The organism is Stenotrophomonas sp. FR010, assembly GCF_047520755.2.
Classification (GTDB): Bacteria; Pseudomonadota; Gammaproteobacteria; order Xanthomonadales; family Xanthomonadaceae; genus Stenotrophomonas; species Stenotrophomonas sepilia.
On sequence record NZ_JAXBQT020000031.1, the window covers coordinates 1 to 21575 of the forward strand.

Annotated in this window: 22 protein-coding genes; 9 read left to right on the top strand and 13 right to left on the bottom strand. The window is 60.7% G+C overall.

Going from position 1 to position 21575, the window contains the following annotated elements; genetic code table 11:
* Both ACM0PK_RS19925 and ACM0PK_RS19930 read left to right on the top strand, forming a co-directional pair.
* Positions 1 to 760, top strand: a 760-nt coding sequence (locus ACM0PK_RS19925) for a TIR domain-containing protein (protein ID WP_495498539.1), incomplete at its 5' end; no start/stop codon positions are given.
* Positions 761 to 762: 2 nt separating this feature from the next.
* Positions 763 to 1464, top strand: a complete 702-nt coding sequence (locus ACM0PK_RS19930; RefSeq protein WP_197621874.1) for an adenylate/guanylate cyclase domain-containing protein — start codon at positions 763 to 765, stop codon at positions 1462 to 1464.
* A 168-nt stretch (positions 1465 to 1632) separates the two neighbouring features.
* Here ACM0PK_RS19930 and ACM0PK_RS19935 read toward each other — a convergent pair whose 3' ends face one another.
* Complete coding sequence (locus tag ACM0PK_RS19935) at positions 1633 to 3597, bottom strand: AAA family ATPase (RefSeq protein WP_024956865.1); 1965 nt, start codon at positions 3595 to 3597, stop codon at positions 1633 to 1635.
* A gap of 101 nt (positions 3598 to 3698) precedes the next feature.
* Complete coding sequence (locus ACM0PK_RS19940) at positions 3699 to 4775, bottom strand: site-specific integrase (protein ID WP_043033496.1); 1077 nt, start codon at positions 4773 to 4775, stop codon at positions 3699 to 3701.
* Positions 4776 to 4879: 104 nt separating this feature from the next.
* Here ACM0PK_RS19940 and ACM0PK_RS19945 point away from each other — a divergent pair, with 104 nt between their 5' ends.
* The 3 genes from ACM0PK_RS19945 (at position 4880) to ACM0PK_RS19955 (ending at position 7871) form a co-directional block, all read left to right on the top strand.
* Positions 4880 to 5854: a DNA-binding protein gene (locus tag ACM0PK_RS19945; protein ID WP_049402764.1), complete on the top strand. Its 975-nt coding sequence runs from the start codon at positions 4880 to 4882 to the stop codon at positions 5852 to 5854.
* 148 nt (positions 5855 to 6002) lie between these two features.
* A complete protein-coding gene (locus ACM0PK_RS19950; RefSeq protein ID WP_414607774.1) occupies positions 6003 to 6608 on the top strand; it encodes a hypothetical protein in 606 nt (201 codons plus the stop codon).
* Positions 6609 to 6842: 234 nt separating this feature from the next.
* Positions 6843 to 7871, top strand: coding sequence for a hypothetical protein (locus ACM0PK_RS19955; protein ID WP_049402763.1), 1029 nt, complete (start codon positions 6843 to 6845; stop codon positions 7869 to 7871).
* Between the two features lie 589 nt (positions 7872 to 8460).
* Here ACM0PK_RS19955 and ACM0PK_RS19960 read toward each other — a convergent pair.
* Positions 8461 to 9084, bottom strand: coding sequence for a TetR/AcrR family transcriptional regulator (locus ACM0PK_RS19960; RefSeq protein WP_043033616.1), 624 nt, complete (start codon positions 9082 to 9084; stop codon positions 8461 to 8463).
* A gap of 5 nt (positions 9085 to 9089) precedes the next feature.
* On the bottom strand, positions 9090 to 9425 hold the full coding sequence (locus ACM0PK_RS19965; protein WP_043033500.1) for a hypothetical protein: 336 nt from the start codon (positions 9423 to 9425) through the stop codon (positions 9090 to 9092).
* Positions 9426 to 9451: 26 nt separating this feature from the next.
* Here ACM0PK_RS19965 and ACM0PK_RS19970 point away from each other — a divergent pair, with 26 nt between their 5' ends.
* The gene (locus tag ACM0PK_RS19970; protein ID WP_043033501.1) at positions 9452 to 9805 is read left to right on the top strand and encodes a hypothetical protein; all 354 of its coding nucleotides are present in this window, start codon (positions 9452 to 9454) and stop codon (positions 9803 to 9805) included.
* 377 nt (positions 9806 to 10182) lie between these two features.
* On the opposite strand, the gene ACM0PK_RS19975 is transcribed toward ACM0PK_RS19970, so the two are convergent.
* The 3 genes from ACM0PK_RS19975 to ACM0PK_RS19985 form a co-directional block, all read right to left on the bottom strand.
* A complete protein-coding gene (locus ACM0PK_RS19975; RefSeq protein ID WP_269213927.1) occupies positions 10183 to 11139 on the bottom strand; it encodes an NADH:flavin oxidoreductase/NADH oxidase in 957 nt (318 codons plus the stop codon).
* A 52-nt stretch (positions 11140 to 11191) separates the two neighbouring features.
* Positions 11192 to 11719 (bottom strand): SRPBCC family protein, encoded by a 528-nt coding sequence (locus ACM0PK_RS19980; protein WP_223224789.1) that lies wholly within the window; start codon positions 11717 to 11719, stop codon positions 11192 to 11194.
* A 177-nt stretch (positions 11720 to 11896) separates the two neighbouring features.
* Entirely contained in the window at positions 11897 to 12406 is a 510-nt protein-coding gene (locus ACM0PK_RS19985; protein WP_033836000.1) for a lactoylglutathione lyase family protein, read from the bottom strand.
* A 93-nt stretch (positions 12407 to 12499) separates the two neighbouring features.
* Here ACM0PK_RS19985 and ACM0PK_RS19990 point away from each other — a divergent pair, with 93 nt between their 5' ends.
* Complete coding sequence (locus tag ACM0PK_RS19990) at positions 12500 to 13408, top strand: LysR family transcriptional regulator (RefSeq protein ID WP_033835999.1); 909 nt, start codon at positions 12500 to 12502, stop codon at positions 13406 to 13408.
* Here the strand turns inward: ACM0PK_RS19990 and ACM0PK_RS19995 are convergent.
* On the bottom strand, positions 13368 to 14171 hold the full coding sequence (locus ACM0PK_RS19995; protein WP_043033503.1) for an AraC family transcriptional regulator: 804 nt from the start codon (positions 14169 to 14171) through the stop codon (positions 13368 to 13370). The two genes, ACM0PK_RS19990 and ACM0PK_RS19995, sit on opposite strands and share 41 nt — an antisense overlap.
* Before the next feature lie 97 nt (positions 14172 to 14268).
* On the opposite strand from ACM0PK_RS19995, the gene ACM0PK_RS20000 reads away from it, so the two are divergent.
* Positions 14269 to 15177 (top strand): DMT family transporter, encoded by a 909-nt coding sequence (locus tag ACM0PK_RS20000; RefSeq protein ID WP_414607775.1) that lies wholly within the window; start codon positions 14269 to 14271, stop codon positions 15175 to 15177.
* A gap of 123 nt (positions 15178 to 15300) precedes the next feature.
* Here ACM0PK_RS20000 and ACM0PK_RS20005 read toward each other — a convergent pair whose 3' ends face one another.
* Together ACM0PK_RS20005 and ACM0PK_RS20010 are read right to left on the bottom strand one after the other, a co-directional pair.
* The gene (locus ACM0PK_RS20005) at positions 15301 to 15675 is read right to left on the bottom strand and encodes a helix-turn-helix domain-containing protein (protein WP_080334755.1); all 375 of its coding nucleotides are present in this window, start codon (positions 15673 to 15675) and stop codon (positions 15301 to 15303) included.
* A 470-nt stretch (positions 15676 to 16145) separates the two neighbouring features.
* Positions 16146 to 16391, bottom strand: coding sequence for a helix-turn-helix domain-containing protein (locus ACM0PK_RS20010; RefSeq protein ID WP_043033505.1), 246 nt, complete (start codon positions 16389 to 16391; stop codon positions 16146 to 16148).
* Between the two features lie 94 nt (positions 16392 to 16485).
* Here ACM0PK_RS20010 and ACM0PK_RS20015 point away from each other — a divergent pair, with 94 nt between their 5' ends.
* Positions 16486 to 16764: a hypothetical protein gene (locus ACM0PK_RS20015; protein ID WP_033835997.1), complete on the top strand. Its 279-nt coding sequence runs from the start codon at positions 16486 to 16488 to the stop codon at positions 16762 to 16764.
* A 43-nt stretch (positions 16765 to 16807) separates the two neighbouring features.
* Here ACM0PK_RS20015 and ACM0PK_RS20020 read toward each other — a convergent pair whose 3' ends face one another.
* Genes ACM0PK_RS20020 through ACM0PK_RS20030 form a run of 3 tightly spaced genes read right to left on the bottom strand, consistent with a single transcriptional unit; the run spans position 16808 to position 21507 of the window.
* A complete protein-coding gene (locus ACM0PK_RS20020) occupies positions 16808 to 19801 on the bottom strand; it encodes a Tn3 family transposase (protein ID WP_043033507.1) in 2994 nt (997 codons plus the stop codon).
* Between the two features lie 24 nt (positions 19802 to 19825).
* Positions 19826 to 21097 (bottom strand): site-specific integrase, encoded by a 1272-nt coding sequence (locus ACM0PK_RS20025; protein WP_414607776.1) that lies wholly within the window; start codon positions 21095 to 21097, stop codon positions 19826 to 19828.
* Entirely contained in the window at positions 21094 to 21507 is a 414-nt protein-coding gene (locus ACM0PK_RS20030) for a MerR family transcriptional regulator (RefSeq protein WP_012480230.1), read from the bottom strand. Before ACM0PK_RS20030 ends, ACM0PK_RS20025 begins: the two co-directional genes overlap by 4 nt.
* Positions 21508 to 21575 lie beyond the last annotated feature (68 nt).

Sequence of the window (21575 nt, forward strand, 5' to 3'; positions counted from 1 at the left end):
ACTCATCCGTGTACTGCTTGCTGTTGCCCATAAACACCTCGGTCATTGCCATGAATTATGGCGTCCGGATGTCTACGAAAGGCTGGTCGGTCCAGACCACGTCGGCGAAATGGCAGCCATCGAACCGGCGCAACTGCGGGCGGCAACTGTTACTGCACGCGAGCCGACCGTAGTGCTAAAGGTGCCGGAAATCGATTTCAGCAGGATTGCGGATTCACACCCCGTCATCTGGCGGCGGCTGGCCGCGACCCTTTCGCGCCGTCTAAAAGAGCGCAATCACATGATTACCCAACCTCGCGGACAGGTCCGGGTCTTTGTGATGTCGTCGGTGGAGGCGCTCCCTGTCACGCGGTTGCTGGTACAGCACTTCGAGCACGACCCGTTCCTGACGGTGGTATGGGACCACGGGGTGTTCCGCGCCGCCAACTACACACTTGACGAGCTCGAGCGCCAGCTGGAACAGGCAGACTTTGCCATTGCCGTGGCCCACGCGGATGACATGGTCATCAGCCGCGGTGACGAGTGGCCTGTCATGCGCGACAACGTCGTCTTTGAACTGGGTATGTTCATTGGATTCCTGGGGCGTCGGCGCGCCTTCTTGATGGAGCCGCGCGAAGACAAGCTGAAGCTTCCCAGTGATCTCACGGGGCTCACGACCGTCCCCTACCGATACACCCCTGGCCCGGACGCCCGGGCTTTGATTGCACCGGCATGCGAACAAATTCGCTCCCGCATTCTCGAAGCTGGGCCGAGGGACTGACGGTGGCACTGCTGGAAGAGATGACGGCCGCCGTGCAGGCGATAGCACAAACCCGATGGTCTACACGGAGAGGTCAAGTTGTACCCGATCCAGAAGATCTGCGATTGGGCAATGACGCAGTGGAGTTTGATCGTGCCACTGTTTTGTACGCGGACCTGAACGGCTCAACGAATATGGTCGACACCGAAGCCTGGCAGTTGAGTGCAGAGATCTACAAAGCGTTCCTGCACTGTGCAGCGACGATCATCAGGAAAGAGGGCGGCAAGATCACCTCCTACGACGGAGATCGTGTCATGGGCATCTGGGTGGGTGACCGGCAAGCCACGCCGGCGGCTAAGGCCGGGTTGAAAATCAACTATGCGGTCAAGATGATCGTCATGCCAGCGTTGAAAAAGCAGTACCCCGACTGGACAGGTACCGTGAGGCATGTCGTCGGAATCGACAGCAGCCCAATCCGAGCTGCTCGCACGGGTATTCGAGGCGGCAACGACATCGTCTGGGTTGGACGCGCGGCCAATCATGCGGCCAAGCTCACGGACCTGGACCTTGCCCCGTCAACCTGGATTACCGATGAGGTGTTCATCCGGTTGGCTGATGAGTTGAAGTACGGTGGAACGCCGCCGACTCTGATGTGGGAGGCGTTCCGCTGGAACCGGCAGGGTGGTCGCCGCATTCACGGATCAGACTGGGCTTGGCGCGTCTAAAGCGCCCTCTGCGGACCCGGCATTCGCAGGGCCAGCATGGCAGGGAAAGGGCGCACTGTTAGAGGCCGATTTCATGGCGCGGGAGTCAGGCAGCCGAGTCCTGCCCTCCGATGAGTGCGCGCCGGGAGAGGAACCCGCTGCCATTGCGGAGCTCTGGCAGAGGTTCATCTACGCACCGGCCCCTAGCGCCGCATTGATCTCAGCGAAGGCCTTCTCAAAGCGCTCCAGCGTTTCATTGATGGCCGTAGTTTCCGCGGCCAGCACGTGCTGATTCTGGATGAGCCAGTTGGCGGGAGTGAAATGATCCAGGGGCGGAACGGAAGCCCCCATGACATTAAACAGTGCTTCGGCCTGTTTGACCTGGCGCGTCAGGGCACCGTCTTGGCTGAACTGCCGGGCGGAAATTTGCCCTTTTCCCTTCAGACCGTAGGCACCGTTGAGGATGTCGGCGAAGACGGCGGGTGCGAAGAAGTCCTCAATGTCGCTCTCCGCCTTTCCGGTGAAATCCGTGGCTACCAAGACGCCGGAAGTCTTCATGATCTGAGACTCCCTCAGCCGCTGCACCTTGCCTTTATCGCCATTGCCGTAGTCACACAAGGCGACCATGTGGATGCCCTTGCCAGAGAAGAGCGAGGCGAACGATTGCACTTTGTCTATGCCGCCTGTGGGGCAGATCACCCACCGGCTGTCCAAGCCTTGGCGCTTGCGTTGCTTGAGCGCGTGCGATGCCGCCTGAAGATAGAGCACATCCGAAGGTCCTTCGACCAACAGGGTATGCGCTCCCACAAACAGGCTTTGGGTAACCTCGTAACCGAGATGGGCCTGAAGGGGGAACAGCGTGTCCTGATCGACGCTCAGGACGTCCGCGGAGACCTGTGTGCCCTTAACGGTGGGGCGGCGACGCTGGTCGTAGGTGACAACGTCCTCGACGACGCGAACGTCCGCAAGACGATCGGCCGGCACCATAAAGGGCGAGTGGGTGCTGTAGATGACCTGGTGGTCGGGGAGTAGACGCTCAATGATGTAGCGGAGCAGATCAGCTTGCGCCTTTCCATGTAGCGTCAATCCAGGCTCATCCAGAAGGATGATCGCACCGGGGTTCCTCTTTCGCATCTGCTTGAACTGCGACAGGAAGGAGAAGAACCAGACGAATCCGGCGCTGCGCTCAGACAGGGGCACCGAAACCTTGTGGTTGTCATTCCGAATGCGGATTTTGGCAACAGTCCCGCTATTGAAGGGGGCGGGATCCTCGGAGAGGCCTTGGGCAAGCGCTATCTCTACACTGAGCGCGTCGTTCTGACTCCAAAACTCGAAGATCTCATCGGTAATTTCATTGGAGGCGGCTTGGCAACGTGCGTTGAGCTCTTCCAGGCGTGTGCTGGACTGCAATTCGCTGACCGACGTCCCGGCGTACTCGAGGAAGTCGAGGAAAATCTGGTCACCCGGGGAGATCGTCGCGCCGCTTTGGGTGTCACGAGACAGCTTGTCCAGCGATATCTCCCCGGACATGCGATCAAAGTGAGAGGTATAGAAGAACGCCGGCATCCTTTTCTGCAGGATATCGATGGCCGCCAGCACTGGTTTCCCCTTGCGGAAGCCGCTGATGGACCGCTTGACCGCCTGCAATTGGTCAGACGGCTCGGGGTGCGCATCTATCTCGACCACGAGTCGATCCAGCAATATCTTGGAAAACTTCTCCCGCTCTTCGCCTGCCACACCGTGCTGGTCGAGCAGAAACGCGCGCACCACGTTGGGATCGACGTGAATGCTCCAAGTGCTGTGGCCACTGTAATCTGTCGTTACGTCAACGGTCGTACTACTTAACGCGCCGGCACCCAGGACGTCGGCGACCGCCTTTTGGTCTTCGTGGCTGAGCTCCCAGGTCAGGGTGGCAACCGGTGCGGGTTCGTCGTCGTGGCGTTCCTCATACCGCGTGAGGAAGCGGCGGGGGTAATCGCGCACCGTGTCGTAAGCAAACTGGTCGGCGATGGGACGGGTACCAAACAACGCCGTCAGAATTGCAGTCTTGCCCGCCTCGTTCTTACCGACCAAGCAGGTCAGCTCTCCGACATCGAACGTTCCGGAATCCTCTGCAGAACGGAAGTTTCGGATCCGTGCCTTGACTAGCTTCATGCTGCCCCCTGATTCCTGCCGTGGATGGTGCGCGTCTTGTGCAGGATAGGGCCCGAGCGGGGCACATTCAACGCGCACTGCTGGCCGCTCGGGCCGGAGGCTCAGTCCTCATCCATCAGGCGCGCGGCGGGGTTGCTGCCGACGCCGCCCTGCTGGAAATATCCGATCACGCTGGCCACGGAGCGGTGATCGGTCATCGCCATCAGCGCCGGCAGGGCCACCCCACGCCGCGCACCTTCGGTAACAAAGCCCGAGCGCAGGCTGTGGCCGGCAAAGTCCCCGTCCAGACCGGCCAACCGCGCCCGGTCCTTAACGATGGCGGCGACCGCCTTGCCGCTGAGCGCGCCGCCCAATGACCGTGGCCAGACGCGCCGGAACAGGGGGCCGTCGGTAATCTCGGCCACGTCCAGCCAGTCCTGCAGTGCGGTGGCTGCCTCTCCCAGGATGGGCTTGTCGGGGCTGCTGCCAACCACTGGCCCGGACTGCAAGGTTTTTCCGTGATCCAAGCGATAGGTGTAGCCGCCTTCGGGCAGTCGGGTGAGGTGATTCACCGTCGCCTCGGCGACTTCGCTGCGGCGGCGCCCGCCGCTAGCAAAGGCAAAGTAGAGCAGGGCGCGATCGCGCTTCCCCTTGAGCGAGGTGTCGCAGGTGGCCGCCATTGCGCGCAGATCTGCGGCTGACAGCGCGGTCTTCTTGGCCGGGCGCTCGCCTCGTTTGTGAGAAGCCCTGCGCCCCTTGGACAGTAGGGTCCTCACGGCGCGATTCTCGCAAGGGTTGTCTTGGCGGGCCTGCTTGTGGGCCGCCGACAAGACCGCCACCCGGTGGACCAGGCTGGAGAACGCCAGCGGCCCAGGCTTCTTCTTCAGGCCCGCATGCACCAAGGCACTATCCAAGTCTGCAGGCAGATCCCAACGAAGCCCCAAATCGCCTGAGCGCCCCATGTGATCCACGATGAACTGAACCACTGCCGCCGGGGGGACGGGTAGGGCGATGGGCCTGCCATAGCGCCCTTCGAACCAGCCCGCCCAATAGCGCAGGGCGCCGGCGTAGCTGCGAATGGTGTTAGGCGCTTCGGCCTCCTGCAGGATGTCTCGCACCGCTTCTGCGGCGGAAGTGGCCAGCCGCTCCGGAACCAGCCCCGAAACGAGTTCCCCTGACGCAGCAGTGATATTATTCATATGTACTATGTATTGTGCACTATGATTAGGTTGAGCTACATCTGATAAATATGCCTTATCAGACATGGCCTGCCAATTCTCACCGTTCCGCAGAAGGACACCCAATGGCCAAGGGCATCAGCGAACTGGATGTGCACCAGGCAGCGGACGACATCATCGCCGCCGGCGAACGTCCCACCGTCGAGCGAATCCGAGCCCACTTGGGCACCGGCTCGCCCAACACCGTCACGCGTTGGCTGGAGACCTGGTGGCAGACCGTAGGCTTTCGCCTGCGCCAGCGCGCCATTGAGGCGGCGGTTCCAGGCATCCCAGAGCGGGTAGCTCACCTGAGCCAGCGTTTGTGGCAGGCCGCGCTGCAGGATGCCGGCGAGCTCGCTCAGACCCAGCTGGAGTCGACCAGGCACGCACTGGAGGAACGCGAGCGCCTGCTGGAGGAGGACCGGGTGGCCCTGACGCTGGCGATTGAGGCCAGCCAGAAGCGCGAAAGGGAGGCTCAGGTCCAGACTCAGGCCGCCGCCACCACCGCGGAGCAGTTGGCGGCACAGGTCTCCCAGATGACGGCACAAGTACAAGACCTGCTGCGCCAACGCGATGGAGCCTATGGACGGGCGGAGCGACTCGAGCAGGAACTGGATGCCGTACGCCGCAGTCTGGGCGAGGCCGCGGCCGCTCACGAAGAAGAGAGGAGGGCGCTCCAGGCGCACGTCAGGGCAGTGGAGGATCGTGCCCATACGGAGGTTGACCGGCATCGCCAGGCGTTGCGGTCAGCCGAGCAGGAGTGGGGGCGGGAGCGCATGGCCTTGGCCACCTCATTGCGAGAGAGCGAGCAACAAGCCATTGCTGCTGCCAACCGCGAGCAACAGGCATTGCGCCGACTGGAAGGCGTGAACGCGCGGGCTGATGGCTTGGAGGCGCAGCTGACGTCACTGAAGGAAACCACTCGGCAAGTTACCGAGGCACTCCGACAAGGGAGAGCGAACACGGCAACGCCAAGCAGGCAAAGCAAGCCACGCCGCACCGCGCCCAGAAGAGTGGGCGAGCCGACACAAGAACCCAATAGCAGGAAATCTAAGACTTGAGGCCATCCATTCGATCAAGGCTTCTTTCCCCGAAAGACTTGGAGGACGTACACGCCCCCCCCAAAGTTCATCCTCGACCGCGCCCGAGAGCACGGCGCGACAGGCCCCGTACGAACGGTAGAAACCAGCACGCCGGAGGAGGAACGCCATGAAGCAGGGAAGAACTGACAGAGATTGGGCGGTGGTCGCTGTGATGACCTTTGCCGCAGGAGCCGTCTTGACTTGGGCACTCATGAGCAAGCCGAGTCCCAAATCCGCCACGTTAGCGCTTGACTGGCCGGCGTGGGTGCAAGCGATCGGCAGCATCGCAGCCATCATCGCCGCGGGACTGATCCCCCTTTGGCACGCCAGAGTCAGGAGACGGGAGGTCACACAGTCCCTCATAGAGCTGATTTCCTATGCGCGATTTCCAGCGACACTGATGCTGGCGCAGTTCGAGGGAGGATTCGGCGGCCCCCGGCTGATCTTGGCAGATCTGACCCAGCTTCATAAGGCTTTCGATTCAGTCAACTATGTTGACGTGCCGAACCGATCCTTGGCGATTGCGCTGCAGCAATCAGCAACGGCTGTGAGTGCACTTAAGGAGATCCAGGAACTCTTTCTGAGAAAAGAAGAGATGAAAAAGGGGCGGGGGAGCGAGATCGTTAAAAAGTACCTGCTCATGCTCGATAGAGCCGTCGAAGAAGCAATCAAGGCAACCGGTCAGCGGCCTCGAGACTTCAACTACGACACAATCGTGCTGCCTAATGAATAGCCCATGCAAATGCTGTTCGTTACAACTACGCGGTAATAGTCACAAACCTCTCTCTAGTAATCCACTGCCGAGGGCTATCCGGCAAATCGTGCGGAGTCGGAGGGAGTAGCTGGCGTCTGAACGGGGGAACTCGCCTGGCGATGTAGCAGGGGCCTGGTGCACTGGACTGTAACAGAGCAGTTTCACTGTCACCGCGCCTTGTTACGGTAAAGAACCTCCGTTACATTCGCTGCTATGAACGACCTCGACGCCGCAGCCCGCTATCTTCAGGGTCTACTACCCGACATGGTCGGTGAGCTCGAGCCCTGGCCCAGCTCCAAGACGCGCGGCTTACCCCACTTCCTCGCCACCCTATTCGGCCTGGCCGAGCTTGACCTGCTCGGCCACAGGGTGCTGCTGGCCACCGTCCCGGCGCAGACGGAACCGTTGCCACCTTTGCGGCTGATCGCGCAGGTGCATCGATTGGCGGAAAAGGCCGGCTTGAGGGTCATTCTCGTGCTCTCCGGCGTTTCGCCCTACATTCGCTCCAAGCTCATCGAGTCTCGGGTGGATTTCGTTGTGCCTGGTAGCCAACTGTTCGCTCCGAGCTTCCTGATGAGCTTACGCGAGCGCGATTCGTCTCCAAGGGTGCTCACATCCGCTGGGGAGCGGTTGAGCCATCCGGCACAAGCGGTTCTGATCGCGGCCCTGTTGCGGCCCGACTTGGAGGAGCGCGGCATCCCTGGCAGCGTCCCGTGGGTGCCGCTCGACCTGGCGCGCGAGGCAGGCTACTCACGCATGACTGCCTCGCGGGTCGCCCGTGAACTGGTGGCGGCTAACCTCGTCAGCGCCCAGCGCGAGGGGCGGGAGACGAAGCTACGGTTCTTGAAAGCGCGCCGCTCCTTGTGGGCGGTCGCGCTGCCGCGGCTGCGCTCGCCGGTGCTGCGCACCACTTGCATCGGCAAAAGTGGCTTGGACATGCTGCTGGCCGATCATTGTCGTGCTGCGGGAGAAACCGGCCTGTCCGTTCTCACCGAACTGGCGGCGCCATCGCGTCCGATCGCTGCGATCGGACGAGACTGCTTCCGTCGGCATCCGGAGCCGGAATGGTTTCCCGTGGCCGGCGAGGGCTATGCAGACGTGCAGCATTGGGCGTACTCCACCCGCCTGGGTGGCGCGGGCACCGTCGTGGACCCGTTGTCGCTGTACCTGTCCTTGCAGGGACAGGGCGACCCGAGGCTGAACGGCGCGCTGCGGGACCTGCTCGATGAGGTCTTCGTCTGATCGCAGGCGCGCGGGAGCTCGGCGAGTGGTGCCTGAACTCCGGTACCAGTCCGCGGTCATCGGGGCCGTTGCGCTGGCCGTCGTAACGCAGGAAGCGAAGCGGCAAGTGGGGCCACGAAGGATCTGGAACGTGGTGCTGAGCGTGGAGGCGCTGACGCTTGCGTTCGGCCAGCGGTTCTCGGGGGGATATCGAGGCAGCGGCTACGAGGTGCGCCAGCCCTCGGACCGACACTCAACGTTCTATCGCTTCCGGCGGCCTGCGCCCAGAAACTGCAGGAGTGGCCGACGGGTCGTTTCGACCTGATCGTCTGCAGCGGGATGGACGACTAACCCGGGCCGGATGCCCTGCTCGAACTGCGTGACGGTGCGCATGGGGCGACGAAGGACGGTAGCCTGCTGGTGGCTTGCCAATGGCTGCCCATCCTTCAAGTAGCAATGCCTTGGGCGCATGCGCTGGCTAGGATTGTGCCGCGCTGAATCTGCTTCTGGCCGGCAGACGATCACCCTCGAAGTCGCAGGGCTAGGACAACTGATCTCAATCATGGAGGGATAGATGTGGCCTAACCCTTAACAACTCCGTGAGGGCGGCTTACATCGCATCCACAGTGATGCCATGAAGGATCATTGAAGCATGCTGGGACGCAAGTTTGTCCAGCGCAGGTGCATGCGGACTCGAGGTCCCGAACAGCTCGTGGAACAGCACACCCATTACGATCGGAGCCATGATTGAAAAGGCCATGAGATTTGAGTCGCCGGCGCGGACGGTCCCCTTGGCCTGCGCCCGCTCGACAGCGCTTGCCACCAGCCGGATCATGCGAGATGCAACTTCGTCATGCCAGATCCTCGCAAGCTCAGGAAACATTCGGCTCTCCGATAGCACCATTCGCAATGCTGCAGACAAGCGGGCATCGCCACCTGATGAGACCGCTCGCTGGAGGAGCGTCGGGATTAGCTCCTCAATCGACCCGTCGAAGGTCGCCTGTGCCGTCTCAAGGCCTTCCAGATTTGTGGAGATCAACTGGCGCGCTGCGGCTCGAAACAGCTCTTCCTTGGTTTCAAAGTAGAGGTAGATCGTGCCCTTCGCGACTCGTGCGCGCTTCGCGATATCAGAGAGCTTTGCGGCAGCAAAGCCGTTCTCAAGGAAAACATCTACCGCAGCGTCTACAATCTCGAGCGGCCGCGCCTCCTTGCGACGACTCCACTTAGGTTGCATCTCGCTCACGTGCTCAATCTCTTGCCCATGCGGGAATCCCAATAGCGCTGCAGCTCGTCTAGGGACTGCGTTGGCTGTGCCAATCCCACCCAAGTGTCAGGCCGCAGAACGTAGACAGCGTCCTGCTGACGTCCAGCGCGGCCATGTTCTTCGTGCCAGGTAAACTCGCGAAGAGCCATGCCGCGGCTGTCGCACCAGCCCTTTAGTTCAGTACTGGCTCGTCCATAGACATGGACCTGCCAGCCGATTTGCTCTGAGATCGCGTAGTTGTCCTCACCACGCGTCTTCACCCAGGGCAGGCGATCGCCGCCTTCAATCTTTCCAGCCTTGCCCTGGCTCAAGGGGCTATGCGATCTACAGCATCATCATGATCAACGTTGTCTTCCACGTGATCCCGCTGATTCTCGGGGTCGGCTACGGCGCGGGAACGCTAACTGCGATCATCATCTTCATCCCCCTCTGCGCCTGGATGATCTACACATCCTTTGGCGCGGGTCGTATGAGCTATCGAGCACTAGCCCTTTTGGTTGGTGCGGGAGTGTTGTTCCATGCCCTACTCACTATTCCGATGATTCTCCTGCTGCAAGGTGCAATCTCAGAGACGTCCGTAGTCATGATTCAGGTAGCCAACCCCTTTGTGCTGATGGTCATCTTGTCGGCGGCGGAGCGCTCGCGCTTGAGCATGCCGGCAAGGCAGCGTCGGCCAAGTGCCTCTCGCTAGCTCGAGTCTTCTTCGGCGCCTAGTCAGACCTCCCATCCCGTCTCGCTCACGCAGCCGCTTCGGTGACCCCTGGCGGACAAGGCGGAGCAACTTTAATGGTGCCTGTCCCCGCCTGTGTTGAGGCGGGGTAGCAGCTTGCAATGGCGTTAGGGATTCTCGATGGGAGCCAGATCATTTGCCCCTATTGCTCGATGGAGGAGGGGGCTGGCTCGCTCCTATTGAGCCGACGCCTTGCCCGGGCCTTTGTATCTGCTCAGCCAATAGCTGTAAGGCGTGGGTAGCACGCTGGCTGGGAGCTCCTGGCCAAGCGCAATGGCCATTTGGTACGGATAGTGCGGATTGGATAGGTGGGCCCGCCCGATCATCACTAGGTCAACCTAACAGTCCGCTACAACGCGCTCGGCAGTCTGTGGATCATCGATGCACCAACCTGTGGCCACCGGAAGCCCAGTTTCATTAGCAAATCGCTCAGCAAGGGGTGCCAGGAACGCCTGTGTACCCCATGGGACGCGGCCACCAAGAGCACTGAAGCCAATGCTCACGTTGAGCAGATCAAGCCCCAACTCTCGCATTTCTTTGCCAATCTCAATGGAGTCGACCAGTGCTTGGCCATCGCGCGAGTTGTACTCCACAACTCCAAAGCGCGCGGTCAGCGGCAGATGCTCGGGCCAAACCTTACGGACGGCCGCCAATGTCTCCAGCAGGAAGCGTGCTCTGTTCTCCGCACTGCCACCGTAGCGATCCTCCCGCTTGTTGCTGTCGGGGCTGAAGAAGCTCTGCGCCAGATAGCCATGAGCGAAGTGAAGCTCCAGCCATTCAAATCCTGCAGCAAGCGCACGCTTGGCTGCAGCGACGAAATCCGCTTGAACGCGATGAATGTCCTCAACCGTCATCTCGTTGGGAACTCTATCGAGCGAGCCGCCAAAGGCGATCGGCGAGGGACCAAGGATCGCCCATCCTGCGGGATCATCGGCTGCGATGTGGTCATCGCCTTGCCATGGCCGATTTGCACTAGCCTTGCGCCCTGCGTGGCCGATCTGGATGCCAGCTACGGCACCGCCTTGCTTGATGGCAGAAGCGATGGCTGCCATTCCTGGAATTTGCTCATCACCCCACAGGCCAGCACATCCCGGGGTGATGCGTCCTTCCGGAGACACGGCGGTAGCCTCGACAATCACGAGCCCAGCGCCTCCGCGCGCAAGCGCGGCATAGTGGCTGAGATGCCAATCGTTGATACGGCCGTCCTCCGCACTGTACTGGCACATGGGCGGCACCGCGATACGATTCTTAAGAGTGACACCTTTGAGCTCGAATGGGCTAAACAGGGCAGACATAAACGGGGCTTTGGGGAGAGCAAGAGGAGCAAGCACGGGGATTTACTCCGGCTTAGGACGTTGACTTGGCGGCTCGAGCTGCTTCCACCAGGCCGTCCAGCCAATCCTGGTGACCATTGATCATTGGATTCGGCTTGGCCAGACGCAGGGCTTCTGCAGGCTGTCCCTTCTGCGTCTCCTGCGTGAGGATCCGCACTCGGCCACCATCAAGGTCTTCGACAATCCACGCATGATGAACGTCAAGTCGATCGGCAGACCCGGGCTCACCGGCCCAGCCATGCCAAGCGATCCGGCCCGGACCCTCGGAGGTAGGAGCCTCATGCTCGACGCATTGAGCCTCCACGGGGAAGCCAAAGGTTTCAAAGTAGAATCGATCCCCGTTTCGCAACAGAGGGCCGGCGCCATCGTGGAAGCGCACATTGGCTGAATTTCCGTAGTAGGTCGGCCACAGACGTGGCTCTTCAAGCAACGGCCAAACATCAGCTGCGGCAAGGCCGAGGACGATCAGCTCATTCGAGACAAAGTTTTCGGTGTAACCAGGAAGGTAGCCTTCCGGCCAACGAATGCCGTTCATTTTCATCATATGCTCCTTAGGGCTAGCGGCGCGGCTCGCCGATGAATCGTTAAAATTACGTTCGCCAGCTTCTAACTTGCAGACCTCTGACTTCTACAGCCGAGACACTTGCTCCGTACCGTCGTGTCTCAGTTTGGCGAGGACTGCCTGGCAGTCGAAAGCTGGCTGAGGGTGTGCGTGGAGCTAGACGTACGCGCCAGCTGAATACGTAAGCTCGTAGCTGTGGCTGTAGATCTCCAGGATGTTGCCCAGCGGATCCTCCATGTAAACCATCCGATAGGGCTTCTCCCCTGGGAAGTACTCTCGAACCGGCATTCGCTGCTTTCCACCAGCTGCCACAATCCGAGCGGCCAGGCCTTCAACGTCCGGATCCTGAATACAGAAGTGGAAGACGCCCGACTTCCAGTACTCGAAGTTGTTCGCGGGACGCTCGGCGTTATTGAACTGGAAGATTTCGACTCCAACCCGGTCACCAGTGGATAGATGTGCAATGCGGAAGCTGCCCCATCCAGGCCCAAACACATCCGTGCACATCACGCCAATTGCGCTTTCGTCTTCAGCAATCCTGGTCGGCGGCATGACGAGGTACCAGCCCAAGACTTCTGTATAGAAGGAAACCGCGGCATCGAGATCGGTAACAGACAGGCCGATGTGGGAGAAGGCGCGAGGGTAGGGAGGGGGTAGGGCAGGCACGGCACACCACTGAAGAGAGGGGTAGCCGCAAGATTAGACCCTGCAACTCAACCATGATCTGATCCATTTTTATCAGATTGATAAAATATTCTTATGCTGAATGAGCATTGGCTCCGATCCTTTCGGGCTATCGCAGAGGTCGGGAGCTTTACCAGGGCCGCAGGCCAGCTGCAGCTCACCCAGGCTGCGGTCAGTCAGCATGTACGTCATCTTGAGCAACAGCTGGGTGCCCTGTTTCTGCGCAGACCACGATTTATTGAGCTGACGCCGGCGGGAATGGCTCTATTGCAGTACTGCCAAGAGATGGATTCGGCCGATCGCCGGCTTCAAGCCAAGCTCGCGAGCGCGGACAGCGATCAGGGGGAGTTTGCGCTGATAACCCCCGGGAGTGTTGGCCTTGCTCTTTACCCGGTGTTGCTGGACTTCCAGCGCACCCATCCCGGCTTGATCATTCGTCATCGCTTCTCGCCGGACCCAGAAATCCTATCGGCGGTACTGGAGAAGAAGTACGAGGTGGGTCTACTTGCACTTCGGCCGGATGACCCTCGGCTGCGGGCTGAGCCCTTCACCGAGGAGGCGCTTGAGCTGGTAGTTCCGAGAGGTGCCTGCGCGGACAGCTGGGCGGATCTTCAAAAGTTGGGTTTCGTTGATCATCCAGATGGCCAGGCTATGGCCACCCGCCTTCTCGCCCGCAAGTTCCCAGGAAATCCAGGCGTACGCGCGCTTCCTATACACGGCTTCACCAATCAGGTTGCGCTCATCCTTGAGCCGGTATCGCTCGGGCTGGGATTCACTGTCATTCCGCGACACGCCCGTGAATCCTTCGCTCGGCAAGACGCAATTGAGGTGGTTGACTGTGGATCTCCGGTGGTTGACACCCTCTGGATGATCCATCGATCCGAATGGCCACTGTCTGGGCCAGCTAAATGGTTGACCCAACAGCTTCGAGGCCTGCCTCGATTCAGCGGGAGGAGGGCTCCACCTCTCGCTGGAGCGGACTGAGGCCCCTTCTATACTGGTCTGGGGTCCGGCCAGAGTGTCGCTTGAACATCTCACTGAAAGACGTTGAGTTTGCATAGCCCAGATCGTCTGCAATCTGCGTAATTGATCGGTCTGAACCCAAGGCATCAATTGCCCTCAGAAAACGAAGCCGACTGCGCCACTCTCCGAACCCCATCCCTAGCTCGCGCTTTGCCAAGCGCTCAAGTGATCGAACACTAATGTGGTGGCGCTCTGCGACCTCAAGTGCCGACGGAGAGTCCTGAAGGGAGGTCTCGGCATAGCTCAGAATCCGCTTTAGCACGTCACCGCTGGCCAGCGGCAGGAAGCTCGACATCACCGGCGCGGCCAGAATCAGGTCAAGGGCGACCGCGGAGAGTCGCCGGTCTTCTGGCTTAACGGCCTCGCCGATGTCACGACGGGCCAGTTCGTCCAAGATCTCCCTAAGCAACGAGCTAACCGCTAACGCAGTCGGAATGCTGGGCATCTGCGCCGACGCGCCGACCGAAAGGTATGCGGATCGATAAGCAACCGCACCACGGTTTCGGGATGAGTGGTGAACACCAGGCGGAATCCATATCGCATAGTGGGTAGGGGACACCATCCAGTCCTCGCCTACCTGTAACTCCATGACACCCTGCGCAACATAGTTGAACTGCCCCCACGGATGCACACGAGCATCCCAGTCGGAGGGAGGCAAAGTCCCTTGCCGAACGTAGATGTCTCCAGGGATGGAGCTGAACGAGGGGACGGGGTCCATTGCCATGTCGCATTCAAGATGAAGATTGGCGCAAATTATGGATGTAACGAAATTCCGCCAAGTCTACGCTACTGGCTGTTGATATCCAGTATCTGAGGATGCCATGTACTACCTGCTCCCCCTCCTGGCCTGCCTTCTCTGGGGCGCCAACACCATCGTTACAAAGCTCGCTGCAGGGACCGTCGGCCCGGTCGATATTAGCTTCTGGCGATGGCTTGCTGCGGCCATCATCTTGCTCCCATTCGCCCTGCCGCGCCTGAAGTCGAACCTAGCGGTCCTGAAAGCCAATTGGGCACGCTTCCTCGTGCTCGGTGCTTTGGGCGGTGTCATGTTCCAATGCCTGGCGTACTACGCCGCACATTTCACTTCTGCGACCAACATGGGCGTTATCCAGGCACTCATCCCGTTGATCGCTCTTGCCTTGTCGCGCATCTTCATGGGTCACGCAGTCCGCGGTGGCGCAGTGATTGGTTCGATCATCTCCTTGGTTGGGGTGATAGCGGTAGTGTCCCATGATGACTTTGAAGCCTTGGTTTCCCATGGAATCAACAAAGGTGACGCCCTGATGCTGCTGGGCGCTTTGGCTTTTGCCACCTACAATTTGCTGATGCACAAGTGGCGCATTCCCGTAACGCTGATCGAATCCCTGTTTCTTCAAGCCATGTCTGCAACGATCCTGCTGCTACCTCTTTTCCTTGTCGCAGGCACTGGCGTCCAGGGTGGCGCAGCCATCGGCTGCATTGCATTCGCAGCAATCGGCGCTTCGATCATGGCACCGTTGGCATGGATGACCGGCCTGCATCGGCTGGGCTCTGCTCGCGTGGCCGGGTTCTTCAATCTCGTCCCGATCGTCACTGCATTGCTTGCGGTGGTGGTCCTCAAAGAGTCTCTGAGCACCTGGGTCGTGGGTGGCGGTTTGATGGCAGTATTTGGTGTGGTACTGGCGGAGTACGCAGCTCGCAAGAAGCCTGACGAGGTCATGGTCGTGGATGACACCTCGACCAAGCGCTGAAAGACAATTGCATAGCTGCAGTTCAAATGAAAACGGGCCGCTTGAGGCCCGTTCTCCTTGTTCGGGGAACGCTTCTTCGGCTAGCCAGGTTCAAAGGGCCCTCTCCTCAAGGTGAAGTTGCATCTAGACAGCGCTCTTCAGCTGAGTTGGGCACATGCCGGTTAGTCGGCGAAACATTGCAATAAAAGGGGAGGGGCCGCTATAGCCCAGCCGCTTGGCAACATCACCAACTTTGCAGTCGCTCTGGAGGAGAGGGAGGGACGCAGCAAGCTTCAGCCTCTGGCGCCACTCACAACATCCCAGGCCAGTAGCGGCAACCCAGCGTCTTGCAGGAGTCCGAGAGGATACGCCAGCAACTTCTGCCCATTGAACTAGTGACTGGCCACTTCCTGGATCGGCTTGTAGCGCATCGATGATGGGGGCTAACAAGCGCGAAAACGCCAAGAATGCGCGGCCAAAGCTTCTGTTCCGGTAACTCAGCGAATGACCGGGGATCACCCCAAAGCGGAAAGGCTAACAGTAGGAACCGGGGATGCTTCGCGGCCCAGCTGCGCATCTTGCGCTGCCGCCGCCAAGCGATAGCCTTTGCGTCTCGAAGCTTGTGTAGGGCGCAATCCTCCACGTCAGACAGTCGCGCCGAAAGGGTATAGGCCCCGCGACAAGCCCATCGGAGGCATTTAGGGGTTCGCTTTAGCGACCTGTGGAGCTGCTGTGGAGTGGGCCGGAGAAATGTCTTCACATCAACAACTGTAAAGACGTCGCTTCACCCGGATCTACACGAGGGTTCAGACCCCACGGTTCCACAAAACAGCCTAAAGTTTCGACCCGGCACGCCGAGGCCGATCTACGTCACGGATTTCCGGCAGGGCGTGCCCCTTCCATCCGGTTGGCCGTCTGTCACTGGCGTGTGCGCCTGGTCCCGACCGGCCGGCAAGAAGCGCGAACCTACCGCTACACCCTAAGGGGCTTTAGTCTTTGATTCGCTTCTCAAAGTTTGTGATCAACTTGCCCAGCGAAAGGCCTGTCAGGCGGGCGATATCTCTCAGCTCCACCACATCAACCCTTCTCTTGCCTGTTTCGACGTCGCTGATGAATGACTGGCTGCGGCCCAGCATGCTGGACACCTGGGCCTGGGTCAGACCGGCAGCTAGCCGCGCCTCGCGAACAGCCTCAATGAGGGCAGCGTACTCTTTTCGATGGATGGACTTCGACACGACCGCGCCTTGGCTGAGCGGCCTAGAAAGCTATATCCAGTTCTCCGATATCTAAAAACCAGATATTCTGTCTTCTTCATTGACAGGGGGACGCATGAGCGAACAGCCATACCGCTTCATCACCGCGGCCAGAAGCAGAGCAACACTGATCCTGGCAGCATCAGCACTGCTAGCTGCCTGCAGCGGTCCGACAGACAAGAAGATGGTTACGAATGGAACCCAGCAGCAATACCGGCAGTCAATTGACGCTATCGACGCGGAACTCAATGCCCACGAAAGAGCGGCCTTCAACTGGGCAGTCGCTGGGATGAACCTTGAAGAGGGTCGGCAGGGAATCATTACGTACAGGGCCAAAAGCTGCCTAAGCGACTGAATTTCAAAGTTGATTGCTCGTCTCTCGATCAGGTTCTCCCCATCTATGGGGTCTGTTCAAGCACCTTGGCTGTGTAGCTCAGCGGCGCCACTTCCCTTTCAAGATCCAGGTGGTAGTCGCCGAAGCGATTGATGTGGCTGGTCCGATAAGGCGACAGGCCGGCCAGGATCTCGGGCGTCAGTTCAATCCCCTCCTTCCTCATCTCGGCCAAGGTCCGGCTCATGCCTTCCACGTTGTGGAGGATGATCATGTTGGCCACCAGCTGGCTGTACTTGATGATCTTGCGCTGCTCGTGTTGGACGTTCTCAGCAATGATCCCCTGGCTGCCAAAGAACACCCATTTCACGAAGCCGTTGTATTCCTCGCTCTTGTTGGTGGCAGCATGGATCGTTTTGCGGATCTCATTGTCATCAATGTAGCGCAGCAAGAACAGCGTTCGAACGGCCTTGCCAAGTTCCCGGAAGGCGAAGTACAGCTTGTTCTTCCGGCTGTAGGTGCCCAGCCGGCGCAGGATCGAGGACGCGGTGATCTTGCCCAATCGGATTGAGATCACCACCCGCAGCATGTCGTGGAGATGGGTGGCGATCAGTTGCCAGTCGATGCTGTCCCCGAACAGTGCCTGGATGTTCTTATAAGCCCTACCCGGTTCGGGCCGAAAGAATGTCAGGTCCTTGATGTTCCGGATCCGGGGCATCAGCTGGATGCCCAGCATGTGGGCCAGGCCGAAGACCGGATAGCTTTGGGCCTGCGTGTCGCCATGGACGATCTCAGGCTGGATGTCGGAAGTGTTGGCCAACAGACCGTCGAGGATGTAGATGCCCTCGTGCACGCCACAGGGAATGAAGTGGCTGAACGGCGCTACGTATTTGTCGGACACGTGGCAGTAGCCGATGCCACCGTAGCCGCCGTAGCGGATGTGATACTCCGACAGCAGGTTGTCCTCGTAGACGCTCCACTTCGTGCCATCAGCTGATGCGCTCTTGCCGCTGCCCCAATAGCCAGGCAGGTCGAATCTGTTGTAGGTATTGATGACCTCCACGATGGCCTTCTCAAGCACATCCTCGGTCACGTATTTCAGGTTGAGCCAAGCGACTTGGCGCCGGCTGAAGCCCTTGATCGACCGCGCCGTCTGCGTCGGCCCCAGGTTGCAGCCATAGCAGAATAGCGTGGTGATCACACGTCGGGGCAGATCTTCGACCTGGCTCTCGGTGCCGGCGATCGGGCGGAAGAAACGGTGCAGATCCAGCCATTGGCTGGCATCGATCAGGACATCGACGATGCTGGATTCTGGAAGCCGTTCGGCGATGAGGCGATCCACCGTGGTAATCGCGCTGGAGACTTCGGCGCGTTGCCCCTTCCGCAGCACCAGGCGCCCATCCAGGATGTCCGCATGTACGTTCTCCGGGAAACGCGCGTCGACCTCATCGGCCAGGGAGGTCAGTTGTGCACGTAATCCCGCCACGAAAGACTCGGCGTCGGTGGGCAGGCCTGACACCTGGCCGTAGGCTTCCAGTTCCTGGGCCAAGGTGGCTTCATCGACCAGCTGCTCACGGTAGTCATCAAACCGTTCGCTGCTGGGAATGAAGAGATCTCCGGACTTCAGTTCGTCCTTGACCTGCACCAGCACGGCCAGCTCGAAGTACTTACGGTGCATCCAGCCGGCGCCGGCTGCACTGGCCCGCTTGCCGAACACGTGCTGACACCAGAGCTTGGACATCCAGTCAAAGTCCTTTTCCGGGTCCAAACCGAGGGAGGCGACCTCGATCAGCTCACGGCGCTGGTTGCGCAGCGAGAGCACCGCTGCGATCAGCGGCTCCATGCCGGCGTCGTGGCTGGTCGCCCGAAGTTTCATCAGCTCCAGCCCATTGAACAGCAGCGGCCTGACCGCGCCATAGGGCTGCAGCATGAAAGGCAGGTAGTTCTTCCCGGCGTAGGCCATATGTTCTTCGCATTCGGCCAGCAAGGTCGACACTTCCGCTTCCAGGCTGTTGTCGATGGCATCCACGCGCTGACTATCGCTGCCGTCTAGCTGATAGGCCTGCAGGATTTCCTTGAGCTGGCCGATGAGGAAGTCGGCCCGTTTGGCATGTTCGAGCTGGTAGGCCAGCAATTTCTGCTGGGCCGTGTTCTCCAGCCCGCGCACCTGCTTGATGAACAACTCGGCTGCATCATCCAGTGTCTTGGCATGCTGGGCGCGAATGAAGATGGTGGCCAGCGCATAGCGCTTGTCCGGAGCCAGTTCGGCCAGCTCGCTGGCGTCATAGGCCCGAGCCATTGCACGGAACTGCTTGAGCTTGGGCACCGGCACATCGATGGGAGGCAGCTGGTCGGCCAACTGCTGCAGCATGCGGATGTGCTGCAGGTAGAACCGAACTTCCTTGTTGGTGGGCCGGCCGGGCTCGCGCTTGAGTGATTGCCAGCCGGTGAACCTGGACCCTTCCGGTGCGCGCAGCAGTTCGTCGATGAGCGTGCGCGTGGCAGGCGTCAGCGCGTGGCTGATGCTGCGGTAGTAGCCCAGATTGACCCGCTCACGGGCGCCGATGGCGGCCAGCTCCAGAGTGCGGAAACCGGGCAGTTCGTAGCGATGGTGCACCAGCTCTTCGAGCAGGACGTTCACGATGTCCGGGATGGTGTGCTTGGTCTGGGCTGCTCCGGTGGCCACTGTGTCCAGCCAAGCCAAGCCCGATTTATCCAGGGGACGTACCCCGATGAATTGCCGAAGCTGCGGCATATGCCGGCGCTGGCTGCCGGAAGCGTCGTAGCGTTCGAGCTGGTCGGTGTCCAATACGCGCCCGAGTCGGGCGGCCTTGGCGATGTGCTTCCGGATCCGCTCGGGTACGTCGGCCAACAGCGTGAAGTAGCCCAAGCGTTGGAAGAGCTTGAGATGAATCAGTACCGCCAGCTGCGGACCCGGCTGGGTGGTCAGCTGCTTGGCGAATGCAATCTCAGCGGCGGTCGGGGTATAGATCTCCTCCAGTTCCTTGGCGGTGGGATCAGGCTTCAGTCGCGGGTAGGCGGTCTCGTGAAGGGTAGCCATTGGATCCGGAGGGTGTGAGGGGGATCAGTCCCAGTGCCGGCCGTCGTCTGTACTGAGCGACGCTTCCAGGAAGCACTGGTGCGTATCGGCCATGCGGTGCATGTCATCGAGCAACGTGGCCAGGATTTCATCCAGATCCCTTTCGGGATCGGTGGGAGCAGTCAACTGGTACTCGCTGCTGGCGGTGTTCAGGCGCACAGCCTGGAACGGGGCCAAGCAGATCTCTTCAATTCGGCCTCGGGCCTTGGCCGCGCCGCGGCCCGTGCGGGCAAACGGGGTCAGCACCATGCGCAGGCGCAGCTGCAGGGCCGATTTGCCCTCCGGCGCCGGCAGTGCCATCGCCGGTACCGGCACGGTTGGACTGGGCAGGCTTGCTTCAATGCGGTCCCGGGCAAACGGGTCACGCCCGTCCAGGTAACGCATGGCCGACTGCACATCGCGCCAGCCCACGTACTCCATCAAGGCCTTCATGTCCCAGCCTTGGTCGTTGGCCCAGCTGGCAAAGCCGCGGCGCAACGAATGGCTGCTGTGGAGCCCCGCATCGGCAAAGCCTGCACTGGTCAGCAACTCGCGCAGCAGGCGCACCAAGCTGTTGGGATGCAGGCCTTCGGCGCTCACCTGGCCCCATTGGTTGACTGCCCGAAACACCGGCCCTTCTTGCAGGTCGGCCGCCTGCAGCCACGCCTGGGTCGCCTCCACCGGACATAACCGCGACAGCGCCGGCACCTCGTAGGTGACGCCGGCTGCTTGGCGATCACCCTTGCTGCGTGGCAAGAAGCAGGTCATCCCCTGTCCCGGCACCAGCGTGAGATGGGCCACGTCCAGACGCAGCAGTTCATCGCCACGGAATCCCCGCCAGAACCCGAGCAGCACCAGCGCTCGGTCTCGTTGATGGCGCAGCGCCGCCGGCCCATCGCCCCGGGCATGTGCCGCAGCGATCGCCGCGGCCAGCCAGTCATCGAGCTCGACCAGCCGCCGAATCTGGAGCGGCGCGGCTTGCTTGACCTGGCCCGGGTGCAGGGTCTGGATGCCTTTGAGCACCTTGCGCACCAGCGGCGATCGGGTCGGGTCGACAAAGCCGTGGTCGCGGTGCCAAGAGGCGATGGCCGCCAGACGTTGGCGGAGGGTGCTGGTCGCCAAGGTCTGCGCATAAGCGGCCAGGTACCGGGCCACGCTGTCAGGTGTCGCTGGGAGGTGGCCTTGCCATTCAACCTCGAAGTGCCGCAGCGCCGACGCATAGCTGCGCACCGTGTTCTGGCGCGTGGCCGCATCGAGGTAGCGGTCCAGTTCGGTCACTGGCGCGTGGCCTCCACCGAGGTCGTCTGGCGCAGCGTCGACAGGATGGTGCATTCCGCCCGCTGCCCGCCATGGCAACTGGCAATCACCCGTTCCAGCTCGCTGGCCATGCGCTGCAGGTCGGCCATGCGGGCGCGCACGTCGGCCAGATGGCTGCGGGCCAACCGGTCCACGTCCCCGCACGAAAGCTCCTCATCGCCGGCCAGCTGCAGCAGGCTGCGGACCTCCTCCAGGCTGAAGCCCAGGTCCCGGCCACGCGCAATGAAGCGCAGCCGCTCGATGTCGGCCGGGCCATAGACCCGGTAGCCGTTGCCCGTGCGCCCCGGGCGCGGCAGCAACCCGATCCGCTCGTAATAGCGAATCGTCTCCAAGTGGCATCCGCTGGCGTCGGCAGCCTCACTGATTTTCATTCGTAGTACGCTTGACTCCGTAGTAGCTACGGACTTTACGCTGAACCCGTATCCGCCGCCACTCCGGC

Bases quoted from the DNA above. Each gene is read 5' to 3' on its own strand.
- ACM0PK_RS19995 (WP_043033503.1), bottom strand. From the start codon at position 14,171: ATGGCAATGGACCCCGTCCCCTCGTTCAGCTCCATCCCTGGAGACATC.
- ACM0PK_RS19980 (WP_223224789.1), bottom strand. From the start codon at position 11,719: ATGAAAATGAACGGCATTCGTTGGCCGGAAGGCTACCTTCCTGGTTAC.
- ACM0PK_RS19935 (WP_024956865.1), bottom strand. From the start codon at position 3,597: ATGAAGCTAGTCAAGGCACGGATCCGAAACTTCCGTTCTGCAGAGGAT.
- ACM0PK_RS19940 (WP_043033496.1), bottom strand. From the start codon at position 4,775: ATGAATAATATCACTGCTGCGTCAGGGGAACTCGTTTCGGGGCTGGTT.
- ACM0PK_RS19945 (WP_049402764.1), top strand. From the start codon at position 4,880: ATGGCCAAGGGCATCAGCGAACTGGATGTGCACCAGGCAGCGGACGAC.
- ACM0PK_RS20000 (WP_414607775.1), top strand. From the start codon at position 14,269: ATGTACTACCTGCTCCCCCTCCTGGCCTGCCTTCTCTGGGGCGCCAAC.
- ACM0PK_RS19960 (WP_043033616.1), bottom strand. From the start codon at position 9,084: ATGCAACCTAAGTGGAGTCGTCGCAAGGAGGCGCGGCCGCTCGAGATT.
- ACM0PK_RS20015 (WP_033835997.1), top strand. From the start codon at position 16,486: ATGAGCGAACAGCCATACCGCTTCATCACCGCGGCCAGAAGCAGAGCA.
- ACM0PK_RS19975 (WP_269213927.1), bottom strand. From the start codon at position 11,139: ATGTCTGCCCTGTTTAGCCCATTCGAGCTCAAAGGTGTCACTCTTAAG.
- ACM0PK_RS19955 (WP_049402763.1), top strand. From the start codon at position 6,843: ATGAACGACCTCGACGCCGCAGCCCGCTATCTTCAGGGTCTACTACCC.
- ACM0PK_RS19950 (WP_414607774.1), top strand. From the start codon at position 6,003: ATGAAGCAGGGAAGAACTGACAGAGATTGGGCGGTGGTCGCTGTGATG.
- ACM0PK_RS20020 (WP_043033507.1), bottom strand. From the start codon at position 19,801: ATGGCTACCCTTCACGAGACCGCCTACCCGCGACTGAAGCCTGATCCC.
- ACM0PK_RS19970 (WP_043033501.1), top strand. From the start codon at position 9,452: ATGATCAACGTTGTCTTCCACGTGATCCCGCTGATTCTCGGGGTCGGC.
- ACM0PK_RS20030 (WP_012480230.1), bottom strand. From the start codon at position 21,507: ATGAAAATCAGTGAGGCTGCCGACGCCAGCGGATGCCACTTGGAGACG.
- ACM0PK_RS19990 (WP_033835999.1), top strand. From the start codon at position 12,500: ATGCTGAATGAGCATTGGCTCCGATCCTTTCGGGCTATCGCAGAGGTC.